The organism is Paenibacillus sp. KACC 21273, from assembly GCF_028736095.1.
In the GTDB taxonomy this organism is placed as follows: Bacteria; Bacillota; Bacilli; order Paenibacillales; family Paenibacillaceae; genus Saccharibacillus; species Saccharibacillus kyungheensis.
In genome coordinates, this window is sequence record NZ_CP117876.1 from 3,599,504 (window position 1) to 3,625,532 (window position 26,029).

Here is a 26,029-nt window from a genome sequence, read left to right on the forward strand (position 1 = left end):
GTGATGGAGTGTTTATGATGCTAAATCAATTGGATGGTAAATACATTTATACGTTTCTCAAAACATATGAGCAACGAAATATCAGTAAAGCTTCGATAATGTTAGGCTTTTCTCAATCAACGGTGACTAATCATATTCAGATTCTGGAAGAACTATTACATGTGCAGTTATTCTATCGAACGATTAACGGTGTCATTCCTACAGAAAAAGGAAATATATTTGCAACATATGCTTATACGTTATTACAACTGACCGAACAATTACACGATAATCTTCATGAAGTACAAGGAATTGTTCGAATTAAAGCGTTAGAATCATTTTGCGTGACTCACTTCTCTAAGCCTATCTTCGACTTTCTAGAAGATTATCCGACATCAGAAATCAAATTAACAACAGGTTTTCATCAAAGTATGATCGATGATGTGATTAACCAAAAAATCGATTTGGGTATTGCTCCTATCGATCCTAAGCTTAGTGCTATTCGTTATACGCCTATTTTAGAAGAAGAATTTGTCTTGATCGCTTCTACCCGGGTAAGTGAGGAAAAGCTACTGAGTCATGAAGTTCGGATGATAGGCTTCGGCAGTAATTGTATTTATCAATCTATAGCTAATAAAGTGCTCGTCGATCATGGCAAGTTGGATTACCAGAATATTGAGTATGCTAGCTTAGAAATGATCAAACAAACAGTGCTGAATGGTATAGGTATTGCACTCGTTCCCAAGTGCTCTGTCGAAAGCGAACTTCAAGCTAATACGTTAAAAATTGTATTTCTCGGTGAACCTATTATGATAAGACATGGCATTATCGAATTAAAGTCCAAGCCTCATAATGAAATTACCGAGTTATTCAAACAACGTATTATCGATCACTTCCAAGTGAATGATTCACTATCCACCTCATCTATACATTTATAAAACGAATAACATTGTAATCGATGTACCAACAGTACCTACTTCTTGAAATCCTAGCCGCTTATACAAGCGCACCACTGGATTGCTCGGGTCAACACTTAATGAGACTTGAGCAATCTGCTGTTGTCGCAATTCAATAAGTAATGCTTCCATTAGTGCTGTACCGATGCCCTGTCCACGATACTCATCCAATACAGCTAATCCTAACTCTGGCGTGACATCATCAATATAGCCATATCCCTGATTATCTTCAGGTAAGACTCTAGCGGTTACAGCTCCAATCGGTTGTTGCTGGTCGTTGATTGCTATATAACCCACATCTCCAGCTTGACCCCAATGTTCCACATACTTTGCTAAATGTGGTTCATGAATTACTTCCCGCTCAAAAGGCTTTTCCCCTTCACGTACATATAGCGACAAATACAACGTCTCCCACAAAAAATCCTGATCATCTGCTGTAACCGCTCGGATACTCCATGTATGCATATCAAACAGCTCCTTTTATTTATCTATGTAATCTGTGCATTCCTGCTTACTCCCACACCTGATCTAACTTATCGGCATAAAATAAAATCGCTCGCTTATACTGTTCAATCCCTTTATCACTAGTTGTCTCTGCAAGTTCGGTCATTAATAGCTTCATTCCTTCTGCATATTGTTCTAGATTGTATAACACCATCGCATAAAACACTTTAAATTCTCGTGCTTCAGGATACTCTTGAATCGCTTGCTTGAAAAGAGCCGCTGCCTTGTCATAATGAGCTAATGTGCGATAAGTACTACCGAGTCCCAGCATCGCTCCTTGACGATCTTCCCCCTGTAATCCATTGGCGAGAGCTTGTTCATAATAAGGCACAGCTTGCGCTTCTAATCCTAGATTATCATACGTCCATGCCACCTGATATAACAACACAGGATCATTGGGATCTGAAGACAATAGATTCAGTAAAATCGTCTTCGCTTGTTCGGCTTGTCCATCTTTGCGTAATTCAATCGCTTGTTGCATCTGATTATTTGTCATCTGGGTTTTTCCTTTCCACTTGTTGTTGCTGTACTGCATTCTTAATTCGATTGATCATCTGTACATATAAGATCGCTATTATTATAACAAAAGACCGACAATCATTGTCGATCTTCGCTATTTAATATAGAGTTGAGGATAATACTTTATTTGATCTGTTGAAACGAGTCGTAATGATCGGTTGTTTTATAGATCAAGCCATCGGTAGAATACAATATCCGATTAGCTCCCCGAAAACCTGACGTGTAGTTGATATCAGCTTCATGCCATTTGCGCCCTTTGGATGTAGGCAACAATTTTTCATAGTTACTAAAATAATCGCCACCAATACTTTTACCAGGGGCAACTTTATCCAGATTACCTTTCGACGATTCCCAGCCCAACGATTCTGCTTTGGACTTGGTGATATAGTTACAAGGTAATTTTTTGTATTCTTTCAGATAATTCGCAACACCGTCAAAGGTATTGATAACTTTACACGTATTCGATGTATTAGACTTGCTGGTGTTGCTACTCTGGTTATTTTGGGCTTGGCTAGTGTTGCTTGTCGATTTACTTGATGATTGATTCGGTGTCTGCGAATCATTTGAATCAACCTGTGCGGTCTGATTAGATGCTGTGTTACTTGTATTTGTAGAAGATCCATCTTGTAATTGGGTGATAAAGATGACACCCAATACCAGAATCAATACAATACCTGATAATATCTTTTTCAACAAAAATGCCCCCTGTTCGATCTCTCTGTGTTGTGATTGATTATACTCTCCATGATAACATACCCTTTTTAGAGAGTATTGATGTAGGTTGGCTATATGGTGTTGTTCCGGTATACTGATGAGATAATTTTATTGAATGTATACTCTATTACATAGTAAGAATTGAAAACATTGATCATAATTTAAAAGGAGTACTTCCTATTGAAATCCAAAATGGTATTACTAACTATAGTGCTTAGTCTGGCTTTATGTATCACTATGATCCAACCTCAACTTGTCTATGCTGAACCATCTAATCAAAGCGATCAAGCAATAAAAGATCGCCTTATAAAGCAATATAGTTTGACACCGCATGAAGAAATTGAGCCTTACCGTTCTCTTGGTGACTATGGTATTAGTATAAAAATAGACAAAACTGTTCTTACCTTTTTTTGCTTACTACATTTATTCGCCTTTATTGCCGTTTCTAATTGATTAGGTTGAACTGGCTTTTTTCAGATAACATATATGAATAGGCTAAGTTTCATTATATTCAGATAAATATAGTTTGTAATATATTTTTAAAAACTCTAATTGTGTACTTATTTCATTAATTTCTTTCTCAAAAATAGAAAAAATCTCTTGTCTTTGTTGTTCAAGCAATAATGTATGATGTTTATTATTTTCAAGTACATTTAATTGATTAAAAAAATAATCGTAATTCTTGTTAGCATATGGCATACCATCAGTGTACATTCCAGCGTTCAATAGAAAATTCGACCAAGATAGATCCTCTTCTACATATTTCACATACAAACAAGCAATGTAAAGATTACATTTATAGCGGATATCAAATTCTTCACATGCATCCAAACTAGCATATAATAAAGCAATCCCCCCTGCTATTTCTGGATCTTTAGTCATACTGAGTTCAATAATCCAATAAGGCGTCTTATCATTCTTTTCAATAATTGCGTCACAAAAAGGGTAATAATATTGATAATCTATTAATTGGCTTCGAATCATTACACTAAGTTTGATGGCAAATGTTCGATCTATACTTATCATCTTGAATGTTACCCTCCTTATGCTGCTACCTCAAACGAATAAATTCAGCGTTTAATTATTCGATCTCAGTTATTTTGCACATATCTAGTTGTATGTAATGCTTTAGATTCCCTTTTATTTCATTTTAATAATCAATTCATTGCTTGGTGGAACGTTGTGGAAATTCTACAATCATATTATGCAATTGCTTTATAATATCGTACAAAACGTCTTCAGGTAATTCCATCATCAGATATTTATCTACCGTTTGTCTACCATGCTCCATTAATGCTTTAGGATAAAAAGACTGAGATATTTCTATTTTTACCGTTTCATTTGGAATATATTCAAAACTCAATTCAGCTTCCATGAAATAGAACGTCTGCCACACCACATTCTGTACTAGTATCGAACTAAACCAATCTCGTAAGTCCTGCAATTCTTTGGCTAGCATACAAGAACTGCTCGCCTCCCACTGTAATCCATTCTCATCTTGAGCGATCAACTGCACCGTTAGCCAGTCGTCATATAAGCATTCAACTCTTTCTGAAGGATAATCATAATGCAAGATGTTGAGTTCAAATCGGATATTTCCACTGATCCATAGCATGTGATGTACCGCCTTTATTAAATTTAAATGCAAGTAGTCAGTATACCAAACTTCACGAGTGACATCACTTTGCTATCACAGTGACCGTATACAGCTAAAATAAGCGATGCTACGATAATGGCATCACTTTTTGGAGGTCTACATTATGGATGATTTTGAAAAAGATTTTAATCAATTCAAGTCAATTCGGATGGAAAGTATAGCGAATACGATTATTTATGGATCAGAAGATTATAAGAAGTTGATGTTGGAAAGTGATCGGCTGTTTACCGAGTTATGTACATATGTGGAACCAGAGGGAATGAATTTGTTGATGGATTATTGTAATGTAGTGACTCTGCTACAGGGAATAGCAGAGTCGGTGATGTATGAGCAGGGGTTGAGAGATGGAATAAAGTTCAATAAAGAATATAGCTCTTAACTTTATGATTTATTCTTTTCGTAAGAATCTCTTCATAATTTATAATTAAAACATCTTTTTCCATAATCCAAAAATAAAAATAGATTTCCATTTTTGCTTGGTTGTATGATCTTCGCAGTATCCAAAAATAGTATACTGAATTTTTCTTTTCACTTCTTTACATGCTTCACACCGATACTCTCCTGTAGCTGGAACTTTATCATCAAACTTATACGCTCTTTTTGTTTTACCAACTCTGTTCTCTAACCAACTTATACATTTTAGTACTACTGTTCCAATACCTAATCCTGTGGTAAAAAGAGTAATAGACATCATGAACACAATAATAGCATTTAAAATGGGGTTCTCAATCATTCGAGGCTTACTATTAAAATATTCATAAGCAAGTAGGGTTATAACTATTAAATAAATAACAAGTGAAATAGTGATACATAGCTTTAATATCATATTCTTTATTTTCAAGAAATTTGTAGCCGTATACTTTTGACGATAACTTTCAAAATGGCTATTATATAGTTCCTGTAACATTGCAAACTCTTTTTTAAATCTTTCGATTACATTACTTCGCAAAGCTATATATTCTTCTTGATCCAAATACTCTTCCTGATTTCGTTCAATATGGATCAAGTCTTTTAGTTCATCTAACAGTTCTGGACTTAATAGATAACCATACTTGTGCACTAGTTCTTGATTCGACTCTTTAATCAGTGGTTCTTTTACTTTTCTAAAAGCGATGTCTAGATTCAAAGGTAAATAAATATTCTCTAATTTTTCCTTTAAGCTCTTTTCAAAATAACTTCGTTCTTCATGAATATTTTTACGAAGTGTTATCGATGTTGAGATGATTAGCGTGATTATAGCGATTACAGCAGAAATAACTGCTGAAAGAATGACTGGTGAAACTTCCATTCACATAAATTCCTTTCTGTATTTAATTTTAGTTCTTTGCATATTAAAATTTAAAAACACGTTGAATCAACAATTAAACTATGTAATTCTCTTACTTATTTCTATATCGACAAATTAAAGGAAATTATACAGTTTTAGGTTCTTATCCATTTTCTATCTAAAAAAACCAAGCAGAAATCGTTTATAAAGCTACGATTTCTGCTTGGTTTACTACTGTGTATTAAAAAATGAATTATAATACTATTTTAAATATTACTTTTTTCTACTTCTTGCCATATAAGATCAAGCAATATAGGTGGTATATAAACAGGACTAAAAAACTCATATTCTAGATTTCTATTCAGTTGTCCGATTAAAATATCACCCTTAGAATTGTATTGAATTTTCCAATCTGCACTAATGGCTGCTTTACCTAGTTTTAATTTTTCGACGGCTTCGTTCCAACTTAATGGATCATGTGGCTGATTATTAATTTTAATAATGTAAGCATCATATTCTTCCTTTATACGTTGTTCGTGTTGTTGCTCCAATTCAAAATCAGCTTCAGAATCCCAAATTTCTATAAAATCAATCCCTTTGATATCATTAACTAAAAGCAGTTCTCTAAATTCATCAGATACAAAATACGTCAATCTAGTCAGTCCAGGTATTTTAAATATATGCCTTTTTTCATTATCTTTTAATACAGATTCTAAAAAACAGATTTTACTATAGCTTCTTATTTCTCCATCAAGGATGGTATCAGGAATAGATTTTTCAGCATCTACGCATTCAATTACATTAATAATGTTACATATATAAAAATTAAAATCAGAATGTTGTACAGGAAGAAATTGAATCAAATCTTTAACAAGTGGTGTCACAATTTTAAATACCTTCTCGCTAATAACAGGGATATAATTTAAATAAATAGCATAATCATTATATTTATATTTTTGGTTGTCTGTAATTAACCTATATTCTTCTGCCCATGGTACTGGTAAAACTTCTCCATCAAAATAAGGAAGTTCAAACTCTATAAACTTTTTTGGATCAAAAGAAACTAAACTGATACTGCTTGTATTAGGTTTTATTTTCCAAATTTTCATTTCCTTCTCCTGATCAAAAACAATATTTTTATAAACGATTAAGTTCTAATTTAATTTTTATACTATAATTAAAAAAATGAAATATAAGGCCTTACACTAGGATCGTTTAGGTAATAATCATCAAAAGCCATAAAAGCAATATATCTACCACCTTCATAGTTTCCTCTAAGGCTTGTCCAAGGTCGAGAATTACTTAAATTTGAATTATAATGATCTTTAAAAATCCATTGTCCGTTTTTATTTTTCTCCATTACAATAAAATCTTCATAAGTATTAACCTTGTACTTTTCAAAGTTTTCATTAGTTGGCTTAAATGACCAATTGTATTCTGCATATACGTATGCAATATGATCATCTCCATACAATACTTCCATATTTTTAGGAAATGTTTTATATTTCACTTTAGTTCCATCAATCTTTTGTTTTTTAGCATTAGCTGTGGCAAATGAATGATATACAGCTTGTGTTACTGATTTCACCATTTCAGGCGAATCTAACTTCATTTTTTCTACAATTTGATTAACATTTTTCAAATATAATAGTTGTGACCATGCTCTAGAACTATCTACTTTCCATTTTCCATCTACTTTTAAAATACTAAGCCATATTCCACCCGCTTTTCTTGAAGCTTTACCTTCAGCCCAATATGGAACTTTAACTATCGCTTCATTTTTAGACATAAAAAATAAATATCGTATATTCCAATCTTTTAATACAAGATTTGGTTCTGGCCATTCTCCATCTGAAAAAGTAGAATCTAGCCAATCTGCTTCATAATCTAAATAATCTGTTGTATATAAAGAATGATCAGGATTATAGCCATCTACTGAATCTTTCATATAATGATTCACAAAATCTTTAACCTGATTAGTTTCATCTAGATTTTGATCGCCCCAATAATCAAGCGTAATTAAATGTGTTAATTCATCATGCCGTACATCATAATTTAATATAGAGGCTATAAAATTTAGAGGCACATACAAACGTCCGTTTTTGAAGATAGCATATGTTGGCATATATAATAATTCATCTGTTTCATCTTGATTAAATCCTTCTTTTAATTTCACATGTATATCAGATGTATGATCGCTAAATTCTAAAGTGTTAAAAACAGTACTTGAAAGAAACTCGTTGCGCTCTACTTTATATTCGTTCATCCATTTACGCGTATGTGTTATTTTAAATCCAGTATGATTAAATAAATCTGCTGCTGGAATCATTAATAACCCATCTTGTATAAAACCTGTAGTTTTCACATTTTGTTGATTACCATTATTAATTTGTAATACATATGGTACTAATCGAGATGACTCCATTTTGTTTTCACTATCCGCATAAGCAATTATAGACACAGGCAAACACTGCACGAGTAGCCCTGCTACAAGTACTCCTTTGATAATCAATTCATATACTTTTTTCATGTACAAACCCCTTTTATGTATGTTTTATTACTCATAAGTACTCTTCTTATTAACGGCATCCGTTCATATTTAATTTACATTTTTATTATTACTATAATTAGAAAAAATTAATATTCTTTTCGGTATATACTACACTTCTTCTATTTTAAAGTTATTTCTTTCTGCTCGATCACATTATTATCCCTTGTAAATACTACCTTATACACTCCACTTTCCCACTGTGTATTATGTAATGGCATTTCCCAAGTGGCTAAATCTCCCGATTCTTTTTCTTCCTTGATCTGCATGACTTTACCATCTGACTTGCGGGTGACTGTTAGTTTAGCTTTTTGATTTAATTGTACATAAGGTTCATCTGGATAGATTGCTATAGCGAACAGTTGTTGATCGTTCGTAAAAGTTACATCATCATCTAACATGCCCGGTAGATCATCTCGGTGTTGATGTCCAATTTGTAGATCGAACGATTGGACTCGTGTAGGATGTAATAACTGATAGAGTAGTATAGATAAACATAAGCTACCTAAGATAACCATCACCACTATCCATAATCTAAATGATTTGATACGAATTTGCACATTATTTGCTCCTTTATTAGTCATAGTACTTTCACTTTCAAATGCGTAGAATCTGCCTTTCTATATACCTATGTAATAACAAACTAGAGATTAATCATAGGGACAAATTTTAATATATGTTATATTTTATATAATATAACAAGAAACATCCATTATTTCAGTAAAGGAGAATATCACTTATGCCATTTAGCAACCTACATATTAAGTTATTAACTACATGTATTCTCACTACTGCTCTACTTTCAACCGCTACTCCTTCTATTTCTGCTGCCACTAAGCCTATTGAAGTCGTAACTGCAACAGGAGTCGTTCCAACCGATGTCCCTCCTTATATGTTCAAAGGAACAGTAATGGTATCTTTACAAACGATTCAACAGATTCAACCTTCTGGTATCCGCTTAACTTGGGATCAGGCGAAGCAGACAGCTACACTTTACTATACCGATCACGCTCAATCTGCATTACAGTTCCAAGTCGGAAGTACTTATGTTAATGTCGATGGCAAACATGTAACCCTTGCTCAACCTGTGATCATCCAAAATAAGCGTGTTATGGTTCCTTTACGTACTATTAGCCAACTGATGGGATTGTCTGTACAGTGGGATCATAAGCAAAATCGTATCGTTATTGGCAATACGGATCATCTATCTTCATCTGTTACGTCTACAGATTCTCTCGCGCAACAATTAGCCGTAGCACGTAGACACACACTGAATCTCAAGCAAGTTATGGTTCCACCTGAATTGCCTAGCATGGGACTGATGACAGTCACTTCTTATTTTCCTGTAGGTGTATCCAATCGGTATTTTCAAGATAATGGTGGTCGAATTATTTATTATGAAGTTCGTAATAACCAGGCACAACAACTCTGGGCTGCGACATATGATGATAATAAGCCAGCGATTAATAAAGGTCTTTTATTCTTGCCTTACCAGATTACCAAAGAAGTCGGGACAAGACCTGTGGTATCGACACCTTTAGCTTATTACAAGGTCAATGCTTCTGTAGATAATCTATTCTACGGGTTGATCGATATCAATGGAAACCAACAAGAGATCGGACGAGTAGATGCTTCTTCGGCAAAACAAGCTTTACCTGTGATAGAGCAAGAATCGACTGATTTAAAATAATCAGCTTGTTCATGATATGCTAACTCTCAGTACTTCTATAGCAATCCAACTGTAACCAAACACAAAAAAAGCTGTGCTCTTAAGAGCAACAGCTTTTCTTTTTACTTTCTTAGTGATACATGAAATCTCTATATTGCCTATCTTAATCTTCTATATTCACTCTTCCACTTGATCCCTTACCCATATGCGGAATCCATTACCTTCCGCTTGAGCTTCTTCCAATACACTCAGCACCTGATCCGCTTTGTCACCTAGACGTTGACAGCTTACATCATAATTCAGCCACTCCATTTGTAGTGGTAATTCGATCATGCCTGTTAAGCAATCCCATAGCGCATCTAGATTTTTCCCATAAAATTCAGGCAATTCTAGCTTCTGTTGTAAAGTCTCATGTAATTCGGCGATTGTATGAAAGTCTTCGCCATTGATCGTTACCATTTTCATTGTTATCTCATCCTTTACATCTTAAAGTGCTATTCATAGCGATATGCCAGAAGCAATCATCTGCTCTGGCATACGCGTATGAACAACGTTTATGTTCTACATTTTGGTAAATGAAGCATAGTGATCTGTTGTTTTGTACACTAGACCGTCGTTAGAGTACAAGATACGATCGGAGTTGCGGAAGCCGGAAGTGTAGTTAATATCTGCCTCACGCCATGTGCGTCCACTTGCTGTTGGAAGTAATCCTTCGCGGTTACTGAATACATCTCCACCAATACTTTTACCCGGAGCTACATCTGCCAAGTTTCCTTTCGAAGAAACCCATCCAAGCGCTGATGCTTGAGATTTGGTAATAAAGTTACAAGGCAATGTTTTGTTCGCTTTGATGTAGTTCGATACACCTGTAAATGTGTTGATAATCGTACAAGTCGCTGCTGAAGCTTTTTCTGGCTGCGCAACAGGTGTTACTTGTGAACCGGTAAAGAAGACAACCGTTAACATCAATGCAAGTAGTGCTGTGGACAAAAATCTTTTCATTTTCCAGCCTCCTATGTAGCTTGTATTGGATGAACGTTGTTAACTTATAACGTCCTATGCACATTATAGGTAACAAGCATTCTCTTTACCATTTATATCACACAAGTTTGTTTAAAATTTTAAATTTAATCGCTTTATTTGTAAATTTTTCTAAATATAACGTAAAATGAGAGTAAAAAGAACATATTATGTACTATCTATTAGCTGTATACGTATCATTTATATTAATATACACACTCTTTTTAATTTTACCATATTAATCCATAGAAATCTGAGATTCTCTAATTGGTTCTAGGTATGCCTTCTATATGGGTATGGATATAAAAATAGCTACCTCTTCACTTTATGTAAAGAGATAGCTTGATCTGTGTTTACAATTTTAACAAATCTTCGCGAATCGGAGTAAATACATCTAGCAGAGCAGAATCTTCTTCCAGTGCTACAACTCCATGACTGGCATGAGGTGGAATATTGATAGACTGCCCTTGAGTAAGTGTTGTCTGCTGATTATCGATCGTGAATGTAAATGAACCCCGTAGACAATAACTCATCTGCTGATGAGGATGGTGATGCTGGTATCCTTCTGCTCCGTTGGCAAAGTGAACTTCCATCATCATTAAGCCTGCATTGGCATTCAAAATACAGCGTTTCACCCCTGGTTCTGCATCTTCCCATACACCTAGATTGCTCATATCGATTCTGCCTCCTTTTGGCGATTAAGCAGTATTCATTCTTTTATTATCATGCCTTTACTGCTTCGTGTGCATCTGTACGTTTCCATTTGCGATAATTGCCCATAATAATGAGTAACAGAATTAAAAAGGCTACCGCATAACTAGCGATTAACATCAAAGACACTTGAATCGGTGCACGATCCATCGTATAGCCGATCAATACAGGGAATACTGCATTACCGAAGCCTGCAAATCCTGTAATCAGACTGGTAACAGTACGCGCCATACCGGGTAGTGTATGATTGGCATAGACCATTGTGATCGAATAGACACCCGACATCGTAAATCCTAACAATGGTACTAACAGATATCCAGCCCATTCTTGACGGAATACTAGAAATGCTAGCAGAACCAATAGACTAAGCGACATACTAATCAATAGAAAACGACTGTAATTCACACGACGAATAATCCAACCGGTTGCAAGTCGTCCAACGACCATCGCTCCCCAGAATGCACCAATACTGATCGAAGCATAATATTCCGAACTACCGAAATACGTAATAAAGATAGATGATAAGAAATTATTGAGACTGCCTTCAATTCCACAATATACAAAAATCATCAGCAAAAATATGCTTAATAATACTATTTTATGTCTGCCTGTTACCGTAGCCGAAGGTGCAACTTCTACCGCATCGACAGCTTGATGAGCTGAAGACTCTTCTTCACCAGAATATTGAATCCGCATCCATACGATCCCCATCACAAGTGAGATTAATCCTGTTACTGCAAATACCCATTGCCAGTGCCCGAGTGCGATAAAACCGCTTGCAAAAACAGGCATCCCTAACGCTCCCAGACCGAACGAAACTTCCAAATAACTCATCGTTACCGCTCTACGACTTACAAATCGCTCCATAACTAGTGCAGCGACTACAACTTCAATTGCAGATACACTTAGACTGTTAAAAAAGTTCAAGACTGTAATCCACGAGTACTGCGGTAACGTCAGCATTATCCCCTGCGTTACAGCGATAACAAGGGCAGAACTTGCCAGTGTTACCTTTTCACCAAATCGGTGCATCATATAAGCAGACAACGGAACTCCGATCAGGAATCCAATTGAACCTATAAATACCAGTGTTCCACCTTCAGTATAACTTAGATTGTAATGCCCGAGTAACTGCGGCATGATCGCTCCAATTGTAGTGACGACTAATCCTGCTAGAAAATACATCAGATATGAAGCAAACGCAAACTTTCTCATATTCCCAACCTTCCTTGCACTTACGCAACCATCTTTATTTACTGGATAAAAAAATACTTGTTGATCTCTACATTCTTATATCCTATCTTTCCTACCCTATCAGAAAATGTCGAATAATGAAAGCAAAAAAGCCTACTTTCACCAAATCAATGGCAAAAGCAGGCTTTTGTTCTTCGTATAAAAAATCGTATGATTATATACTCACTTCTATATTATACCGTTACTACAGTACATCACTACAAAAATACTATAGTATGCATCACTAAAAGTGTCCTATATTCAGATACGGTTTTATTGATTTTTCAATTTAGCTTTGTATGCTTTGGAGTATTGATCGGCCGCGATAATAGCATCTTTAACATCATCGGCGGTCACAGGGAACGGAAGATTATGAGCAGTCTCATCTGCTTTGGTAGCTGCTTCTGCTACACGATAAAGATCTTCATCTGTTGCATCTTGTAAATGTAGATCTTCTAGTGTCACAGGCAATTCCAAGCTGATATAGAAAGCAATATAACGCTCGATTTCTTCAATAGAACGTTTTTCAAGTGCCAGTTGCGACAATGTACCAAAAGCGACTTTTTCACCATGTGTCATATGATGAATCTCTCCATCTAATACAGTGAATCCGTTATGGATTGCATGTGCCGCGGCTAGACCACCACTTTCGAATCCTAGTCCACTTAATAGCGTATTCGCTTCTACAACCGATTCAAGCGCAGGTGTAACCACTTTGCGTTTAACCGATTCATAAGCAAGTACACCATAGTCGAACAATACTTCTTCACATTTACGGGCAATCGCTTCAGCCGCAATCGTGGTTAGACCACCTGCCATTGTCGTTGCGCGCGCTTCGATAACTGCTCTTGCTTCTACCCATGTTGCCAGAGCATCTGCTATACCTGAAGATAGGAAGCGTGGCGGTGCCCCTGCAATCGTTTTGGTATCGACAAGAATCAAGTCAGGATTTTTATTGTAAAATTTATAACTTTCAAATACACCTTCATCTGAATAGATAACAGAAAGTGCACTGGTTGGTGCATCTGTAGAAGCAGTTGTTGGGATAATCACACTATATCCACCTAACTGATCGCTAACCGCTTTGGCTGTATCTAACGTTTTACCGCCACCTACACCCACAACGATAGTGGCTTGACCTTCTTTACCGAGTCCAGCTAGGCGATTAATCTCATTGGTTGAAGCTTCACCGTTAAATACGGCTTTGGTGTACTCTACACCTGCTTTGTCCAAGCTTTCTAATACCCGGTTACCTGCAATATCCCAGACAATATCATCGGCGATGACTAATGCTTTGCCATCGCTAATTCCTTTTACATATTCCCCTGCTTTATCAGTGACATCTCTACCCTGTACGTATTTTCCCGGGCTGATAAATATGCGTTCTGTCATGAAGATCTTCCCCTTCCAATATATCCATATTTGGTCGAATCGATCCTATTACTCCGCTATGTACCTGATGTGTGTACTTCCTTTTGTATTGCAAATCCTATTTATTCATTACAGTATTGATTAGGAAACGGCAATGCGGATCAATAGTCTCTTCTTATAATTTCACCAAAACTGACCTTTATGAACACTAAGCAGATTAGCTTTTTCCTTTTCATAGGGTAAATTATTAATTGATCATGATGTTAATAAGGTGTAATCAAATATCTATAATTCTGCTAACAGCGAATCATATTTTATTTCGTTCGCCTTTTTTACGAACAAAGTATTGCATCTTTACAAGTTATACCATATAATAAGAACATAAGTTCTTATACTAGGTGGTGATATGAATGGCTGTATTTTTATCCGAAGAAGAACGCTCTCTGGTAAAAAGCTATCTGTTGCTTGTTTATATTCAAAAGAAATTTGATCGTGATGCTAAGTCGTTAGAGGAAAGCAATCAACTACCGTCGGCTGGATTATATATGGAAGTGATTCGTAGCGGTATGGACCGCACTAATCTATTGTTGTCAGAAGTTCGTCGTGATCTACGTAGCCATAATTTGCGATTGTATGAGATTGATCAATCAGCTACTCATGTTGAAGCTCAGATTCTTTGCAGTGGTCATCATGGTACTTTTCAATTAGGCATCACCGAGTTTCATCAAGAAGCGAACGAACGGATGCGTGCTTATCTGGGATTGTCTCCTGTTCCGGCTGTTCATACACCTTCGTCTTATGAAGATCAAGGTTCGCCACATCCTGCAACCGTGTCTAACAATACCAAGTTACGCGAACCTTCTCGTTACTCTGGTTATCGTCCTTATCGTACAGGTACTCTTGGTTAATTACAGTTGTTCTAGGGGTTAACAGATAGATATGACCTAGATTCAATCCTAATCATTGTTAGTGAAACCACACATTTCGCTATACTATATTTTCATTCAACTCCTTGAATGGCTTTTATATAATAAAAGCATCTATGATCTGTCTGCTATTCAGACGATCAATAGATGCTTTTTTTTGTGCAATTGTGTATTACTTCTCTATAGAACTTTGGATTACTCTCTGTAGCGCTTTAGATCAATCTCTCAAGTTCTTATTTTAATTAGGATCATTTGGGTTATAGATAGATCCTAATCATGATATCGTTTGCGTGCTATTTAGTCTCACATACATGCTATATAGTTACAAGTATAAATCCTTATTCCTCAGATGCTGGATGTACTGTATCTTCCATTTCATCTAAAGGGCTTCGACGCTCTTCTTTGGAAGGTTGGTAGATATAGCTACGGCTTAATTTGACTACATTACGATTCGGGCGACGAATCAATACCTGTTCATCATCCCACGCTACTACAATACCACGAATATCATTTTCTCGAATATCGTCACGAACGACACGGACTTTCTCACCGGATACCCGATATGCATCTAATTCATCATCTGTAATCATCATGTCACCCTCTTTTCTATTGTATTTATGTGTACAAAAAAAGACCTAAATGAAATCCCATTTAGGTCTGATAATTTGTTGAAATGTCTGTAGATTCTAGTTGACTGTAACGACAAAGGATTTTCCTAAAGCGGATTAACGCTGTGCAGGTTCTTTGGTATCATTTTTCTCGAACCAGAAATCAAGCACTTTAGCTGACATCACACGTTGTTCTACATATTCTACTTGATGAGCTGAAAATTCTTGCTCCCAAGCAAAATCCAGGTCTTTACACAATCCTACAATGGTCAATAGTTCTGACCAGGCAACATAGCGTTTATACCAAAAGAACTGAGGATGTTCAATCATATAGGGATACAGGTCATCAAATTCAGTGTGCTTACAATCTAAAGCACGCTCGAAGTGAATTTTTGCATCGGCTAGTTTTTTGATGAAGAACTCTTCAGTAATCGGTTCTTTCCCCATTGGTCTGCCTCCCCTCGATAACATATCTTTATTATAAGACAAATATACCCCATTTGGAAAGAGATTGCTCATATTTTCAACAAAAGGTTAAAGATATTTGTAAATGTAGTGACAGATGTGTCGATCGTTCACTTCATAATCATCTGTTGATTACTATGAGTTGCGTCTATACAACCAAACAAGAATATGGGTTATATTGTAACATATCGGAATCTTCTTTACCGAATATAAGACTTTGTTGCAACAAATTTTATTCAACTAGAAACTAATTGGTGAAATTGTCTATCTACATCCTAACTACGTCTATTATAGCACTTTGGATCACCCGAATGTAATTTGTCCATCTTGAAGTGAAGTAATTTTGACCAGTGAATCTAGACGAATATTCTGATCACGAATCGCTTGTGCTCCACTTTGGAAACATTTCTCGATTACAATACCTACTCCTACCAATGTTGCACCGGAACGTTCAATAATTCGAATCATTCCACGCGCCGCATCTCCATTAGCGATAATATCATCGATAAATAAAATGCGATCATTCTCGGTAACGAATTGACGAGATAGCATAATATCAGTCACTATCCCTTTGGTAAAGGAAGGCACTCGCTCGATCAAGGAATCAGGATCAGCAAGTAAAGTCTTTTTACGTCGTGCAAAAACAAGCGGCACCCCTAATTCAAAAGCCGTTGTAAAAGCGACTGGAATCCCTGAGGACTCAACAGTGACTACTTTGGTCACACCTTCTGTACGATATAAATCTGCAAATTCTTTACCCATACGCATAATCAGTTGTGGATCGACTTGATGGTTCAATAGTGCATCTAATTTCAGCACATCGTTAGACATAACCGATCCTTCTGCCAAAATACGTTCTTTCAATTCTTCCATTTTCTCCGACCCCCATCACCGGTATTCTTGTGTTGCCTTACTGTAATCATATCATTTATTGTGTGCTAAGATTAGCTTTTCTATTCTGGTTCATTCGGTAATATAGATACATTCGATACCGACTCTACTGAATTTTCAGGTTGAAATTCAAGGTATAGCTTTTTGAGTTCATTTACAATATGGCTTAATGAATATTGAGTTTTGGCTTTTTCCCAGCCTGTACGCGCCAATTCATACCGATACGAAGGATCATTGATCACTTTCTCTAGCGCATCAGCAAGTAGCACTTCATTTTCAGGTGGAACTAATAATCCATTGACACCATCTTCAATCTGCTCGGCAATTCCACCAATATCTGTCCCTACCAGTGCTAACCAGCACAATGCGGCTTCTGCAAACACAGAACCGAATGCTTCTGCGCGCGAAGGCAGAACAAAGATATCAAAGAAAGGCATAAACTCTTCTGGATGTAATGTATATCCGTAAAAAATCGTTTCTTCATAAATGCCTAACTTTTTTGCTAAGTCTTCAAGATCGGTACGACTTGGGCCATCTCCGATGATATGCAGTACATACGCTTGTCCACGCTGTTTGAGAAGCGCGCAAGCTTCTAGTAAGGTATCTAGCCCTTTGGCAGGAACAAGGCGACATACGGTGATCAGCTGAGCCACTTCATTTTCATGAGCGATTGGCTTGAATCGTTTCTCATCAAATCCATTCGGTAATACTCTAACTTGTTCAGGACGATCTAAAAAAGGCGCTAAGTATTGACGGAACGAATGAGACACCGTCATCAAAATATCTGCTTTATGTTCTAGTTCACGGTACAACGATGTCAAAAATTGATCTTCCAATCCACCACGTTCGATTTTACCATTCAAAATCAGCTCACGTTCGTAACTGGAGTGAATCGTCTGTACCAGTGGTGTATCCGGGAATACTTCTTTCATCACCATACCGACCAGTGGATGATGAGAGTGAATCAGATCGTACGGTTTATTCAATCGCATTTTCGCCCACCAGCGATAATCTTTATACGTCTGAATATACTTTTGTACGATAGGGCTTGCGCTATAGATCGTCCAGTCAAACGTTTCAAAAACCACGTCTTCTTTTCCTTTATTACGAATCCGTTTGGGCAAAGAAAATAATTCCATCTCCCAGCGTGCAGAACTGAACCGTTCCTGCAAATAAGGGATCATGGACGATACGCCCCCTGGCTGTTCAGGAGGAAAAAACAAAGCTTGCAACAATCTCAAAATTGTTCCTCCTTCCTGTATGCTGATAATTATTGATTGTACCATGTATTGAAGTCAACCAACACAATAAAACCGCTCAAATTAGCGAGCGGTTTGGTAAATTTAAGCAGATATCAGTCCATGCTTGACCAGAACATGATGAATCCCATCTTCGTTGTTAGATAACGTGACCTCATCTGCCGCTGCTTTTACTTCTGTTGGAGAATTGTCCATAGCGACTCCGAGTCCAGCATACGTAATCATCGATAGATCATTGAAATAGTTACCAATAGCCATTACTTCGGAAGGAGCAATCCCTTTACTTTCAGCCAGTGCTTGCAGTGAAGCACCTTTGGAAGATTGAGGATGCATCAGATCGACAAAAAACTCTCCACTGCGTAGCATATTGAACTCTGGATTCCACGTACTCCATTCTGCATATGCTTGATCTAACTGCTCAATCGAACCAAAAGCGCTTAACTTGAGCACAGGTTCTGTAAATTCGCTCCATGGTGGCAACACTTGAGGTGTCATCAGAAAGTTATCATACATTTTGCCAGCATCTGCTTGTAATTGATCTATAGAATCCACGTATAAGCCAAACGCAGTATTGATATCAAAATGGATATGATGTTGCTGACAGTACTGGATATATGGATCAAGCCCTTGCGCAGCTAACGGAAATTGATGCACAATCTCTCGCGTACCTGCATGGACAGTTGCTGCCCCATTGTGGACAATCACATAACCATCCTCGTGTAATCCTAACTGTTCCATGTACGGAATGGAGTTAATCGGTGTTCGACCTGTGCAAAATACGATCTCTACCCCTTGCGCGGCGACTTGCTTGATCGATGCTGCGGTCTGTGGTGAAATCTCATGCTGATCATTTAAAAGAGTTCCATCCATATCGAGTGCAATTAAACGGTATGTCATTGTTCACCTGTCCTTACATTTATTATTCAGTTCCTCGTCCAATCTGAACCAGTTCTTCAGCAGTCAATTCGCGGTATTCTCCAGTTGGTAAAGTTGGATCTAGTTGCAAAGCGCCCATAGAGACACGCTTGAGGAAGGTGACTTTTTTGCCTACAGATTCAAACATTCGTTTTACTTGATGAAATTTGCCTTCCGATATGGTGAGGCGGATCTGGGACATGATTCCTTCTGGGCTTGGCGTATGAGCAAGAATCTGTAATTCAGCCGGTAATGTTACATATCCATCTTCAAGGGTAACGCCTTTGCTAAATTGAACGATATCGTCTTCGGTGACTTCTCCGAGTACATCGGCTTCGTATGTTTTGGGTACATGTTTGCGTGGTGATAACAGTTCATGTGCTAATCGACCATCGTTGGTGATGAGTAGCAATCCTTCGGTGTCTTTATCCAAACGACCTACAGGGAACGGTTCAAATACCTGATATTCGATATCCAATAAATCCACCACCGTAGAGTCATGACGATCTTCAGTAGCTGAGATTACCCCTTGCGGTTTGTTCATCAGCAAATAAATATATTCCCGGTAATTCACTTGTTCGCCGTCAAATTCTAACTTTTCTTGATAAGGGTCGATCTGTAGTCCGCTGTCTTTGATAACTTCATCATTGACTTTAATTCGTCCTTGCTTGGCTGCACGTTTGAGTTCGCTTCGTGTACCGTAACCTAAATTCCCTAATATTTTATCGACACGTTGCTTTTTAACTGTTTTCTTCATAACCTTTATGTCCATCTCCATCCTGCTGGATATTCATTTTTAAGCATACCATCTAGCCATTTGCCCCATCCGACGGAATAACCGTCTATACATACCAGTACATATCCTTTGGGCAAAGTATCTGCATTCCGTTCTACTCGCTCGGCATCTATCGTTAACGTTTCCCCTTTTAAATAAGAAATCGCTTCGGCTGAATGAGATTGCAGTTGAATACAGCGCTTCGCTTCTACAGGTTGCAATGCGGTAGCAAGCGCATGCGATGGGGTGAAACGTCCATTCTTTATCGTACCTACAAACCAACCCGGGCGTACTACTTTAAGACCTTTGAGTTGCTCTTCTGTGATCGGCGACTGATAGATACGTCCACCAAAATGAATCCAGTTCTGCGACCATTGCAATTGTAGTTCACGTGCTGTAAATTCTTCGATCACTTCAATCATAGATAAAGATTCCTGCTGATCGGCAGATGAAGCTTTGCTATCCGAACGACGTTCTTTGCCTTTTTTACCTGAACGGCGGTCGCTTTTCCAATCTTGTTGCTCTTTAGCAGATTGGCGTTTATCTGCACGTTTGGGTTTGTCAGTGTATGCTTTAGAAAATGTAGATGATTGTGTTACTTGTATCAAATGATTCTCTTCCAACTCTTCTGCTATTCCCTGATGATCCAGTACACAGATATAATGACCTTCTCCTTCAATACGGTGAGGCCAAAGTCTAGCGCTTTTGGCAGTCTGTTCTATCGAAGCTGTGGAGACCGATTGATACGGAGTATCGCTATCGACATCCAAAGCTGTTCCGCTCAATACTGAGGTTCCTGCTTGTAATTCCTGTTCTACTTGATGTGCCCAATCGCTATGACCGGTTGCAAAATATTCTGCTTGTCGCGGTGTAGTCACTTGAAAGTCAGCATGCTGATCTAGAAATACAGCGATACTGCGCTCATTTTCTTCTGGAGCAAATGTGCAGGTCGAGTACACGATACGTCCGCCCGGAGCTAGCATTTTAGCGACAATATTCAGGATATCTTGTTGCATAATCGCACAGCGCTCGACTGAATGATTCGCCCATTGGCGTGCCATATCTTCATCTTTGCGGAACATACCTTCACCTGAACAAGGAGCATCGACTAATATTTTATTGAAAAATCCTGCAAACTGCTCTGCGATATGCTCTGGCGTTTCATTTAACACAACTGCGTTACGTACACCGTATAATTCCATATTTTTAGCAAGTGCTTTGGTACGATCTGCGCTGATATCATTGGTGACCAATATTCCTTGACCACGTAGAGCCGCTGCAATCTGTGTAGACTTGCCTCCAGGAGCCGCACATAGATCAAGTACCCGATCACCCGGCTGTACGTCTAACGCTTCTACAGGAGCCATCGCACTAGGTTCTTGAATATAATAAAGTCCTGCATGGTAATAAGGATGTTTGCCCGGGCGTGTGCCTTCTTCTACATAATATCCGGTAGGACACCATGGGATCGAACGCAACGCAAATGGCGTTATATGTTTAAAATCCTGATCGGTGATTTTGAGTGTATTGATGCGTATACCTGCATGGGGAGATTCTTGATAGCTGTCTATAAAAGACTGGAATTCATCACCGAGCAAATCTTGCATCCGCTGCACAAATAGCGGCGGGAGTTGCAAAGCCATAATGGGTCGTTCTCCTTTAATTGGGGTGGTTAATAGATACACTTGTCTGAATCGATCCAGACAAACGTCATTTTATTTTACCATAGTTTAAAGCTATCCATAGCAAAAAGCTTGCCATTACGGCAAGCTTGATGTGTATTTAATGTGATTATTTTGCCAAGCGCTAAGGTAAAATATTTTGCTTTGCAAAAATCACTATTTTATTGAATGAGTCGCGCTTATTTTGCCAAGCGCTAGAGTTCTTTTGATTTGGGGCCTCGTTCGTAGCCCATGCGCATTGGTAGATTCGGTTGAATAGTCTGATACGCTTGAGCTACTTCTTTTTGTAATAACGGATCAGTGATCTCAATATTGAGGTCATAGAAATCAAAAGGTTGTTCTTGATAATGTTCTAGTCGCTCAATATACAATCTCACATCTGCCATTAGCTTTTCCATATTTATCCCTAGTGCATGATGTTGATATGGCAGTAACTTACGATAACTGCTTTTCATCATCTTGATCGCACCAGCGATTTTGTTATACGTATGATTCACTGTTCCATTACGGAAGTGAAATAGGGCTACTGCAATTTGTAGCAATCCTTGATATACCGGTTCTCGCTCTTTTTCCAGCCATAATTCTTCCAGCACTTCATGACATTCAAAGTAATCGCGATCCCGATTAAAGTAGACCAGATACGCTACATACAGTGGCTCAAAATTGGCTTTCATCTTCTTCTCCACTTACTTTGACAGACTCTGCTCGAAGCATGGCTTTGATATCGCTGGATAATTCTTTGAGCCCTTCAAAATCATGTTCTTGCCATAATTCATCAAATCTCCTGCGGAAGTCGATCGCTTCTACAATCAGATGGAAGAAATATAGCTTATGGATATCGGTCAGAATCCGATGGACGATACTGGAATCGTCTTCGAAGCTCTTCTGTGCTGACAAAATGTCTTCACGAATACTGGACATTTCATTATCAAGCACCATCGCTGCTTCCGCAGCCGTTTTGAGTCGGCTCCGAATATCATCAGGTAGACTATTGTGGTATTTATAATTTAAAGAATGTTCAATCGTTGCCCAGAAATTCATAGCCAGTGTACGAATCTGAATTTCAGCAAGCACCATTTTTTGTCCAAAAGCGGTCTGTACCGGATATTCAGCAATCATATGGAAGCTACGGTATCCGCTATCTTTGAAATTAGTAATATAATCTTTCTCGTATAACACTGTTAAATCTTTGCGAGAACGTACATACTGGGCAACCCAACGAATATCTTCTACAAATTGGCACATGATACGGATGCCAGCGATATCCTCGATTCCAGTTTCAAGCTGATCCATCGGTACGTCTAGACGTTTGGCTTTATCCAGAATACTCGATATCTTTTTGACACGACCGGTTACAAATTCAATCGGTGCATACTCCTGACGTTTTTTCAGTTCTGCACGCATTGTTTTGAACTTGACCTTTAATTCTTCAACCGCTTGCTCATAGGGAAGCAAGAATAATCCCCAGTCTCTTCCGTCCATCTTCATGCCTCCTCAGTCTATGACCTCTTCCTTGAGTCGAGGGTATATTGGATTAATGATGATCTGCTCCCACTGCCTGGGAAATGTGTGTGAATCCGTCACGTAGCATACGCTCCCGGATATCCATATGTATCTTCCGGGTCACTTCCGGTCCTTCATAGATAAATGAAGTATAGATTTCGACCAGACTTGAACCTGCTCTGATTTTCTCATAAGCATCCTGTCCCGAAAAAATTCCTCCACAACCGATAATAGGCAGTTTACCTTCTGTTTGACGATAGACTTGAGAAATAATCTCTGTCGATCGCTTGGTGAGCGGTCTACCACTTAATCCACCAGCTTCACTTGCATGCTGATGAGTTAATCCATCGCGGGATAATGTGGTATTGGTAGCAATCAGACCCGCTACTCCACTTGCAGCGATCGTATCGACCATATGTTCAAGTTCATTATCATTGACATCCGGTGCAATTTTGACTAGTACAGATTTGGAAATGCCATTTTGCTTCGCCTGGCGTTTCATTTCACCCATTACCAGTCTAAGCAAATCTTTCAATTCATCACCATGTTGCAAGTTACGCAGATCAGGTGTGTTAGGTGAACTGATATTCACTACAAAAAAATCAGCGTATCGATACAATGTGCGAATACAAGTCTCATAATCGCTAGCTGCATCCGCATTTGCAGTGACTTTATTTTTACCGATATTGACTGCTATAGGAATAGGTCTAGAAGATAACGAACGTAATCTTCCTGCCATAGCAGCTGCCCCTTCATTATTGAAGCCCATTCGATTCACAAGCGCTCCATCTGAAGGTAAACGAAACAAACGTGGCAATTCATTACCGGATTGTGCTTTGGGCGTTACTGTTCCGACTTCCATAAATCCAAAGCCTGACGCAGACAATCCTGGAACTGCCTGAGCATTTTTGTCGAGTCCTGCTGCAAGACCAACAGGACTCGGAAATGAAAGTCCAAACAATTCAGTCGTCATATCGGGTGTACTTTTCACTCCATACATCGACTTCATCGCAGCTAATGTGCCTGGTATACGCACCCCCGCGCCCAGACCTCCAATAACCATGTGATGTGCTTTTTCCGGATCCATCCGAAATAACATAGGTTTGAAAACATTGCGGTAAAGCAAGTTACATTCACTCCGTTCCTGGCATTTGCAAAAAGCCTTTATGCATGATTTTGCAGGAATTATTATCTATTAACCTGTAAAATCATTCTCTATACCAGTTTATCCTTTTCGGGGACAAAAGAAAAGCGCTCTTCTCATTTGAAAAGAGCGTCCACTGTGTACATAAACTCAAACGGTATATAATGAATCAATCCAGTCGCTACAAGGAACGATCCTAATTTAACCAGTGATAATGACGTGAAGGATCTGTCTGATCTTGTGTACGTTTTGTCTGGAATCGCACAGAGGGAACAGAAGTGTCTCCTGGCAATACATTACTGGCAATGGTTACTTTTGTTCCTAACGGAATCATATCAAATAATTCCTCCACATCGGCTTGATCCATCCGCACGCATCCTAATGATTCATCTTGACCTACACTATCAGGATCATTGGTACCATGAATAGCATAATTCGTATCCGATAACTGCATACCCCGACTACCAAATTCTCCATTAGCTTTGCCATTTGGATTCATCACTTTAATCGATACTTGAAAAGTACCCTCGGGCGTTTTACTTCCACCAAGCCCTACTTCATAATTACGTAAAATAATCGATCCACTAACTATAGCTAAACGATGCTTTTGTTTATCGACAATCACTTCAAGTGGTTTTGTAAAATAAGGATGATTCCCGAGTGTAGATGAGAATGCTTCGTCTCCAATTGTATTGCCGCTATCGTCAGTACTTTGACTGCCACTGCTCTGTAGCTTCTTTAAAGCGGTAAACGTCTGGTTCATCGTATCCGAATTACCTGCTAACCAATTGCCTGGAAAAGGCGCTTCCAATTGATTCATTTGCTCTGGAAGATTTCCTTTGGCAGTTATATAATTGATCATCGCTGTTCTCATTACAACCAACTGCTCTTGTTGCTGTACCCAAGCCGCCGATTCATTTGGATAATGATCCAATTCTCCGGGTTTACACTGGCATGCTTTGGGATCATACGATTGAAGATCGATCTGTCCGGGCTGATCGGTGGCTGCCATCGTATACAAGACAGGCATATTCGGTGTCCATAATAGCCAATCGTCTTGCTTTTCCATACCTAGTACTGCTGCAACTTGTGGGGCTGTTTTTAACATTTGTTGTCGCATATATTTAGAAACAGCAGACAATGAAGCATTGGTATTGTTTAGCGAAGCTTCTGCTGTAAAGCTAAGTGGAGCCGAGTATCCTTTGAACGTATCTGCTGGTTTCTTTTTTGAAGTAGCTGATGCTACTTTGGTCGGTGGCTTGGCAATATGTTGAGAAGAACGATCTGCAAGCGTCTGATCTGTGGCATGAGGAGCTTCTACAGAACGCAACGTGATTAAAAACAGTAATAATATAGCAAACACACTATATCGCCAACGACGAATTTTGCGATCTCTTTTTTCAGCCATCTCCATAAGCTTAGCTTCATAATCTTTCAAAATATCCGCAGGCACTTTACTATGTTCAAAAGCTTCATATACATCTCCAGCTTTGTTGTAACAGTAATTAGCTTTACCCATTTGTCCATCGGATTCATATTCTTTGCCAAGCAAATACCAGCCCATTCTGTTGTTGGGGTGCATTTTGACATAACGCTTTAGATAGAGTAGATTTTTCATTTATTACCTCCAGCATGGACACTACGCTCCAATAGTCTATATTGTCTCTATAGTATGTACAGTTTAGGGATAGCTATTTTATATTTAAAATATAA

Annotated in this window: 30 protein-coding genes; 5 read left to right on the forward strand and 25 right to left on the reverse strand. The window is 38.1% G+C overall.

Going from position 1 to position 26,029, the window contains the following annotated elements:
• Positions 1 to 17 precede the first annotated feature (17 nt).
• A complete protein-coding gene (locus tag PQ460_RS15710) occupies positions 18 to 917 on the forward strand; it encodes a LysR family transcriptional regulator (RefSeq protein WP_274170389.1) in 900 nt (299 codons plus the stop codon).
• Here PQ460_RS15710 and PQ460_RS15715 read toward each other — a convergent pair.
• From PQ460_RS15715 to PQ460_RS15725, 3 genes are all read right to left on the reverse strand, one after another.
• Positions 912 to 1,400 (reverse strand): GNAT family N-acetyltransferase, encoded by a 489-nt coding sequence (locus tag PQ460_RS15715; protein ID WP_274170390.1) that lies wholly within the window; start codon positions 1,398 to 1,400, stop codon positions 912 to 914. The genes PQ460_RS15710 and PQ460_RS15715 overlap by 6 nt on opposite strands.
• 46 nt (positions 1,401 to 1,446) lie before the next feature.
• On the reverse strand, positions 1,447 to 1,935 hold the full coding sequence (locus PQ460_RS15720; protein ID WP_274170391.1) for a tetratricopeptide repeat protein: 489 nt from the start codon (positions 1,933 to 1,935) through the stop codon (positions 1,447 to 1,449).
• A gap of 146 nt (positions 1,936 to 2,081) precedes the next feature.
• Entirely contained in the window at positions 2,082 to 2,651 is a 570-nt protein-coding gene (locus tag PQ460_RS15725) for a ribonuclease domain-containing protein (protein WP_274170392.1), read from the reverse strand.
• A 201-nt stretch (positions 2,652 to 2,852) separates the two neighbouring features.
• Between PQ460_RS15725 and PQ460_RS15730 the strand changes: the two genes are divergently transcribed.
• The gene (locus PQ460_RS15730; protein ID WP_274170393.1) at positions 2,853 to 3,125 is read left to right on the forward strand and encodes a hypothetical protein; all 273 of its coding nucleotides are present in this window, start codon (positions 2,853 to 2,855) and stop codon (positions 3,123 to 3,125) included.
• A 42-nt stretch (positions 3,126 to 3,167) separates the two neighbouring features.
• Here PQ460_RS15730 and PQ460_RS15735 read toward each other — a convergent pair whose 3' ends face one another.
• A complete protein-coding gene (locus PQ460_RS15735; protein ID WP_274170394.1) occupies positions 3,168 to 3,698 on the reverse strand; it encodes a hypothetical protein in 531 nt (176 codons plus the stop codon).
• Positions 3,699 to 3,834: 136 nt separating this feature from the next.
• Entirely contained in the window at positions 3,835 to 4,287 is a 453-nt protein-coding gene (locus tag PQ460_RS15740; RefSeq protein WP_274170395.1) for a WapI family immunity protein, read from the reverse strand.
• A gap of 145 nt (positions 4,288 to 4,432) precedes the next feature.
• On the opposite strand from PQ460_RS15740, the gene PQ460_RS15745 reads away from it, so the two are divergent.
• On the forward strand, positions 4,433 to 4,708 hold the full coding sequence (locus tag PQ460_RS15745) for a hypothetical protein (protein ID WP_274170396.1): 276 nt from the start codon (positions 4,433 to 4,435) through the stop codon (positions 4,706 to 4,708).
• 45 nt (positions 4,709 to 4,753) lie between these two features.
• On the opposite strand, the gene PQ460_RS15750 is transcribed toward PQ460_RS15745, so the two are convergent.
• The 4 genes from PQ460_RS15750 to PQ460_RS15765 form a co-directional block, all read right to left on the reverse strand.
• The gene (locus PQ460_RS15750; protein ID WP_274170397.1) at positions 4,754 to 5,617 is read right to left on the reverse strand and encodes a hypothetical protein; all 864 of its coding nucleotides are present in this window, start codon (positions 5,615 to 5,617) and stop codon (positions 4,754 to 4,756) included.
• Positions 5,618 to 5,862: 245 nt separating this feature from the next.
• Positions 5,863 to 6,705, reverse strand: a complete 843-nt coding sequence (locus tag PQ460_RS15755; RefSeq protein ID WP_274170398.1) for an imm11 family protein — start codon at positions 6,703 to 6,705, stop codon at positions 5,863 to 5,865.
• 68 nt (positions 6,706 to 6,773) lie between these two features.
• Positions 6,774 to 8,126: a stalk domain-containing protein gene (locus PQ460_RS15760; RefSeq protein ID WP_274170399.1), complete on the reverse strand. Its 1,353-nt coding sequence runs from the start codon at positions 8,124 to 8,126 to the stop codon at positions 6,774 to 6,776.
• A gap of 140 nt (positions 8,127 to 8,266) precedes the next feature.
• Complete coding sequence (locus PQ460_RS15765; RefSeq protein ID WP_274170400.1) at positions 8,267 to 8,728, reverse strand: hypothetical protein; 462 nt, start codon at positions 8,726 to 8,728, stop codon at positions 8,267 to 8,269.
• A 155-nt stretch (positions 8,729 to 8,883) separates the two neighbouring features.
• Between PQ460_RS15765 and PQ460_RS15770 the strand changes: the two genes are divergently transcribed.
• Positions 8,884 to 9,834, forward strand: a complete 951-nt coding sequence (locus PQ460_RS15770; RefSeq protein WP_274170401.1) for a copper amine oxidase N-terminal domain-containing protein — start codon at positions 8,884 to 8,886, stop codon at positions 9,832 to 9,834.
• Between the two features lie 156 nt (positions 9,835 to 9,990).
• Here the strand turns inward: PQ460_RS15770 and PQ460_RS15775 are convergent, their stop codons facing one another.
• The 5 genes from PQ460_RS15775 to PQ460_RS15795 all read right to left on the reverse strand — a co-directional run bounded on the left by PQ460_RS15775 (position 9,991) and on the right by PQ460_RS15795 (position 14,169).
• Positions 9,991 to 10,278 carry a barstar family protein gene (locus tag PQ460_RS15775; RefSeq protein WP_274170402.1) on the reverse strand — a complete coding sequence of 96 codons (288 nt, stop codon included), beginning with the start codon at positions 10,276 to 10,278 and terminating at the stop codon, positions 9,991 to 9,993.
• A gap of 96 nt (positions 10,279 to 10,374) precedes the next feature.
• Positions 10,375 to 10,815, reverse strand: coding sequence for a ribonuclease (locus tag PQ460_RS15780; RefSeq protein WP_204824707.1), 441 nt, complete (start codon positions 10,813 to 10,815; stop codon positions 10,375 to 10,377).
• Between the two features lie 371 nt (positions 10,816 to 11,186).
• Entirely contained in the window at positions 11,187 to 11,507 is a 321-nt protein-coding gene (locus PQ460_RS15785; RefSeq protein WP_274170403.1) for a cupin domain-containing protein, read from the reverse strand.
• A gap of 49 nt (positions 11,508 to 11,556) precedes the next feature.
• Positions 11,557 to 12,759 carry an MFS transporter gene (locus PQ460_RS15790; RefSeq protein ID WP_274170404.1) on the reverse strand — a complete coding sequence of 401 codons (1,203 nt, stop codon included), beginning with the start codon at positions 12,757 to 12,759 and terminating at the stop codon, positions 11,557 to 11,559.
• A gap of 291 nt (positions 12,760 to 13,050) precedes the next feature.
• A complete protein-coding gene (locus PQ460_RS15795; RefSeq protein ID WP_274170405.1) occupies positions 13,051 to 14,169 on the reverse strand; it encodes a glycerol dehydrogenase in 1,119 nt (372 codons plus the stop codon).
• A 389-nt stretch (positions 14,170 to 14,558) separates the two neighbouring features.
• On the opposite strand from PQ460_RS15795, the gene PQ460_RS15800 reads away from it, so the two are divergent.
• Positions 14,559 to 15,056 (forward strand): YhjD family protein, encoded by a 498-nt coding sequence (locus tag PQ460_RS15800; RefSeq protein ID WP_274170406.1) that lies wholly within the window; start codon positions 14,559 to 14,561, stop codon positions 15,054 to 15,056.
• Between the two features lie 356 nt (positions 15,057 to 15,412).
• Here PQ460_RS15800 and PQ460_RS15805 read toward each other — a convergent pair whose 3' ends face one another.
• The 11 genes from PQ460_RS15805 to PQ460_RS15855 all read right to left on the reverse strand — a co-directional run bounded on the left by PQ460_RS15805 (position 15,413) and on the right by PQ460_RS15855 (position 25,934).
• Positions 15,413 to 15,664, reverse strand: a complete 252-nt coding sequence (locus tag PQ460_RS15805; RefSeq protein WP_273615638.1) for a hypothetical protein — start codon at positions 15,662 to 15,664, stop codon at positions 15,413 to 15,415.
• A gap of 135 nt (positions 15,665 to 15,799) precedes the next feature.
• Positions 15,800 to 16,129, reverse strand: coding sequence for a hypothetical protein (locus PQ460_RS15810; protein ID WP_069327821.1), 330 nt, complete (start codon positions 16,127 to 16,129; stop codon positions 15,800 to 15,802).
• Positions 16,130 to 16,450: 321 nt separating this feature from the next.
• On the reverse strand, positions 16,451 to 17,020 hold the full coding sequence (locus PQ460_RS15815; protein ID WP_273615637.1) for a xanthine phosphoribosyltransferase: 570 nt from the start codon (positions 17,018 to 17,020) through the stop codon (positions 16,451 to 16,453).
• An 80-nt stretch (positions 17,021 to 17,100) separates the two neighbouring features.
• Positions 17,101 to 18,279: a glycosyltransferase family 4 protein gene (locus PQ460_RS15820; protein WP_273615636.1), complete on the reverse strand. Its 1,179-nt coding sequence runs from the start codon at positions 18,277 to 18,279 to the stop codon at positions 17,101 to 17,103.
• 102 nt (positions 18,280 to 18,381) lie between these two features.
• On the reverse strand, positions 18,382 to 19,194 hold the full coding sequence (locus PQ460_RS15825; protein ID WP_274170407.1) for a Cof-type HAD-IIB family hydrolase: 813 nt from the start codon (positions 19,192 to 19,194) through the stop codon (positions 18,382 to 18,384).
• A gap of 22 nt (positions 19,195 to 19,216) precedes the next feature.
• Complete coding sequence (locus PQ460_RS15830) at positions 19,217 to 19,969, reverse strand: pseudouridine synthase (protein ID WP_274170408.1); 753 nt, start codon at positions 19,967 to 19,969, stop codon at positions 19,217 to 19,219.
• 5 nt (positions 19,970 to 19,974) lie between these two features.
• Complete coding sequence (locus tag PQ460_RS15835; protein WP_274170409.1) at positions 19,975 to 21,630, reverse strand: RsmF rRNA methyltransferase first C-terminal domain-containing protein; 1,656 nt, start codon at positions 21,628 to 21,630, stop codon at positions 19,975 to 19,977.
• A 233-nt stretch (positions 21,631 to 21,863) separates the two neighbouring features.
• Positions 21,864 to 22,343 carry a DUF309 domain-containing protein gene (locus PQ460_RS15840; protein ID WP_274170410.1) on the reverse strand — a complete coding sequence of 160 codons (480 nt, stop codon included), beginning with the start codon at positions 22,341 to 22,343 and terminating at the stop codon, positions 21,864 to 21,866.
• Positions 22,327 to 23,151, reverse strand: a complete 825-nt coding sequence (locus PQ460_RS15845; RefSeq protein WP_273615632.1) for a GTP diphosphokinase — start codon at positions 23,149 to 23,151, stop codon at positions 22,327 to 22,329. Before PQ460_RS15845 ends, PQ460_RS15840 begins: the two co-directional genes overlap by 17 nt.
• Before the next feature lie 52 nt (positions 23,152 to 23,203).
• Positions 23,204 to 24,298 carry a quinone-dependent dihydroorotate dehydrogenase gene (locus PQ460_RS15850; RefSeq protein WP_273615631.1) on the reverse strand — a complete coding sequence of 365 codons (1,095 nt, stop codon included), beginning with the start codon at positions 24,296 to 24,298 and terminating at the stop codon, positions 23,204 to 23,206.
• A 214-nt stretch (positions 24,299 to 24,512) separates the two neighbouring features.
• Positions 24,513 to 25,934 carry a L,D-transpeptidase gene (locus tag PQ460_RS15855; protein WP_274170411.1) on the reverse strand — a complete coding sequence of 474 codons (1,422 nt, stop codon included), beginning with the start codon at positions 25,932 to 25,934 and terminating at the stop codon, positions 24,513 to 24,515.
• Between the last annotated feature and the right edge of the window lie 95 nt (positions 25,935 to 26,029).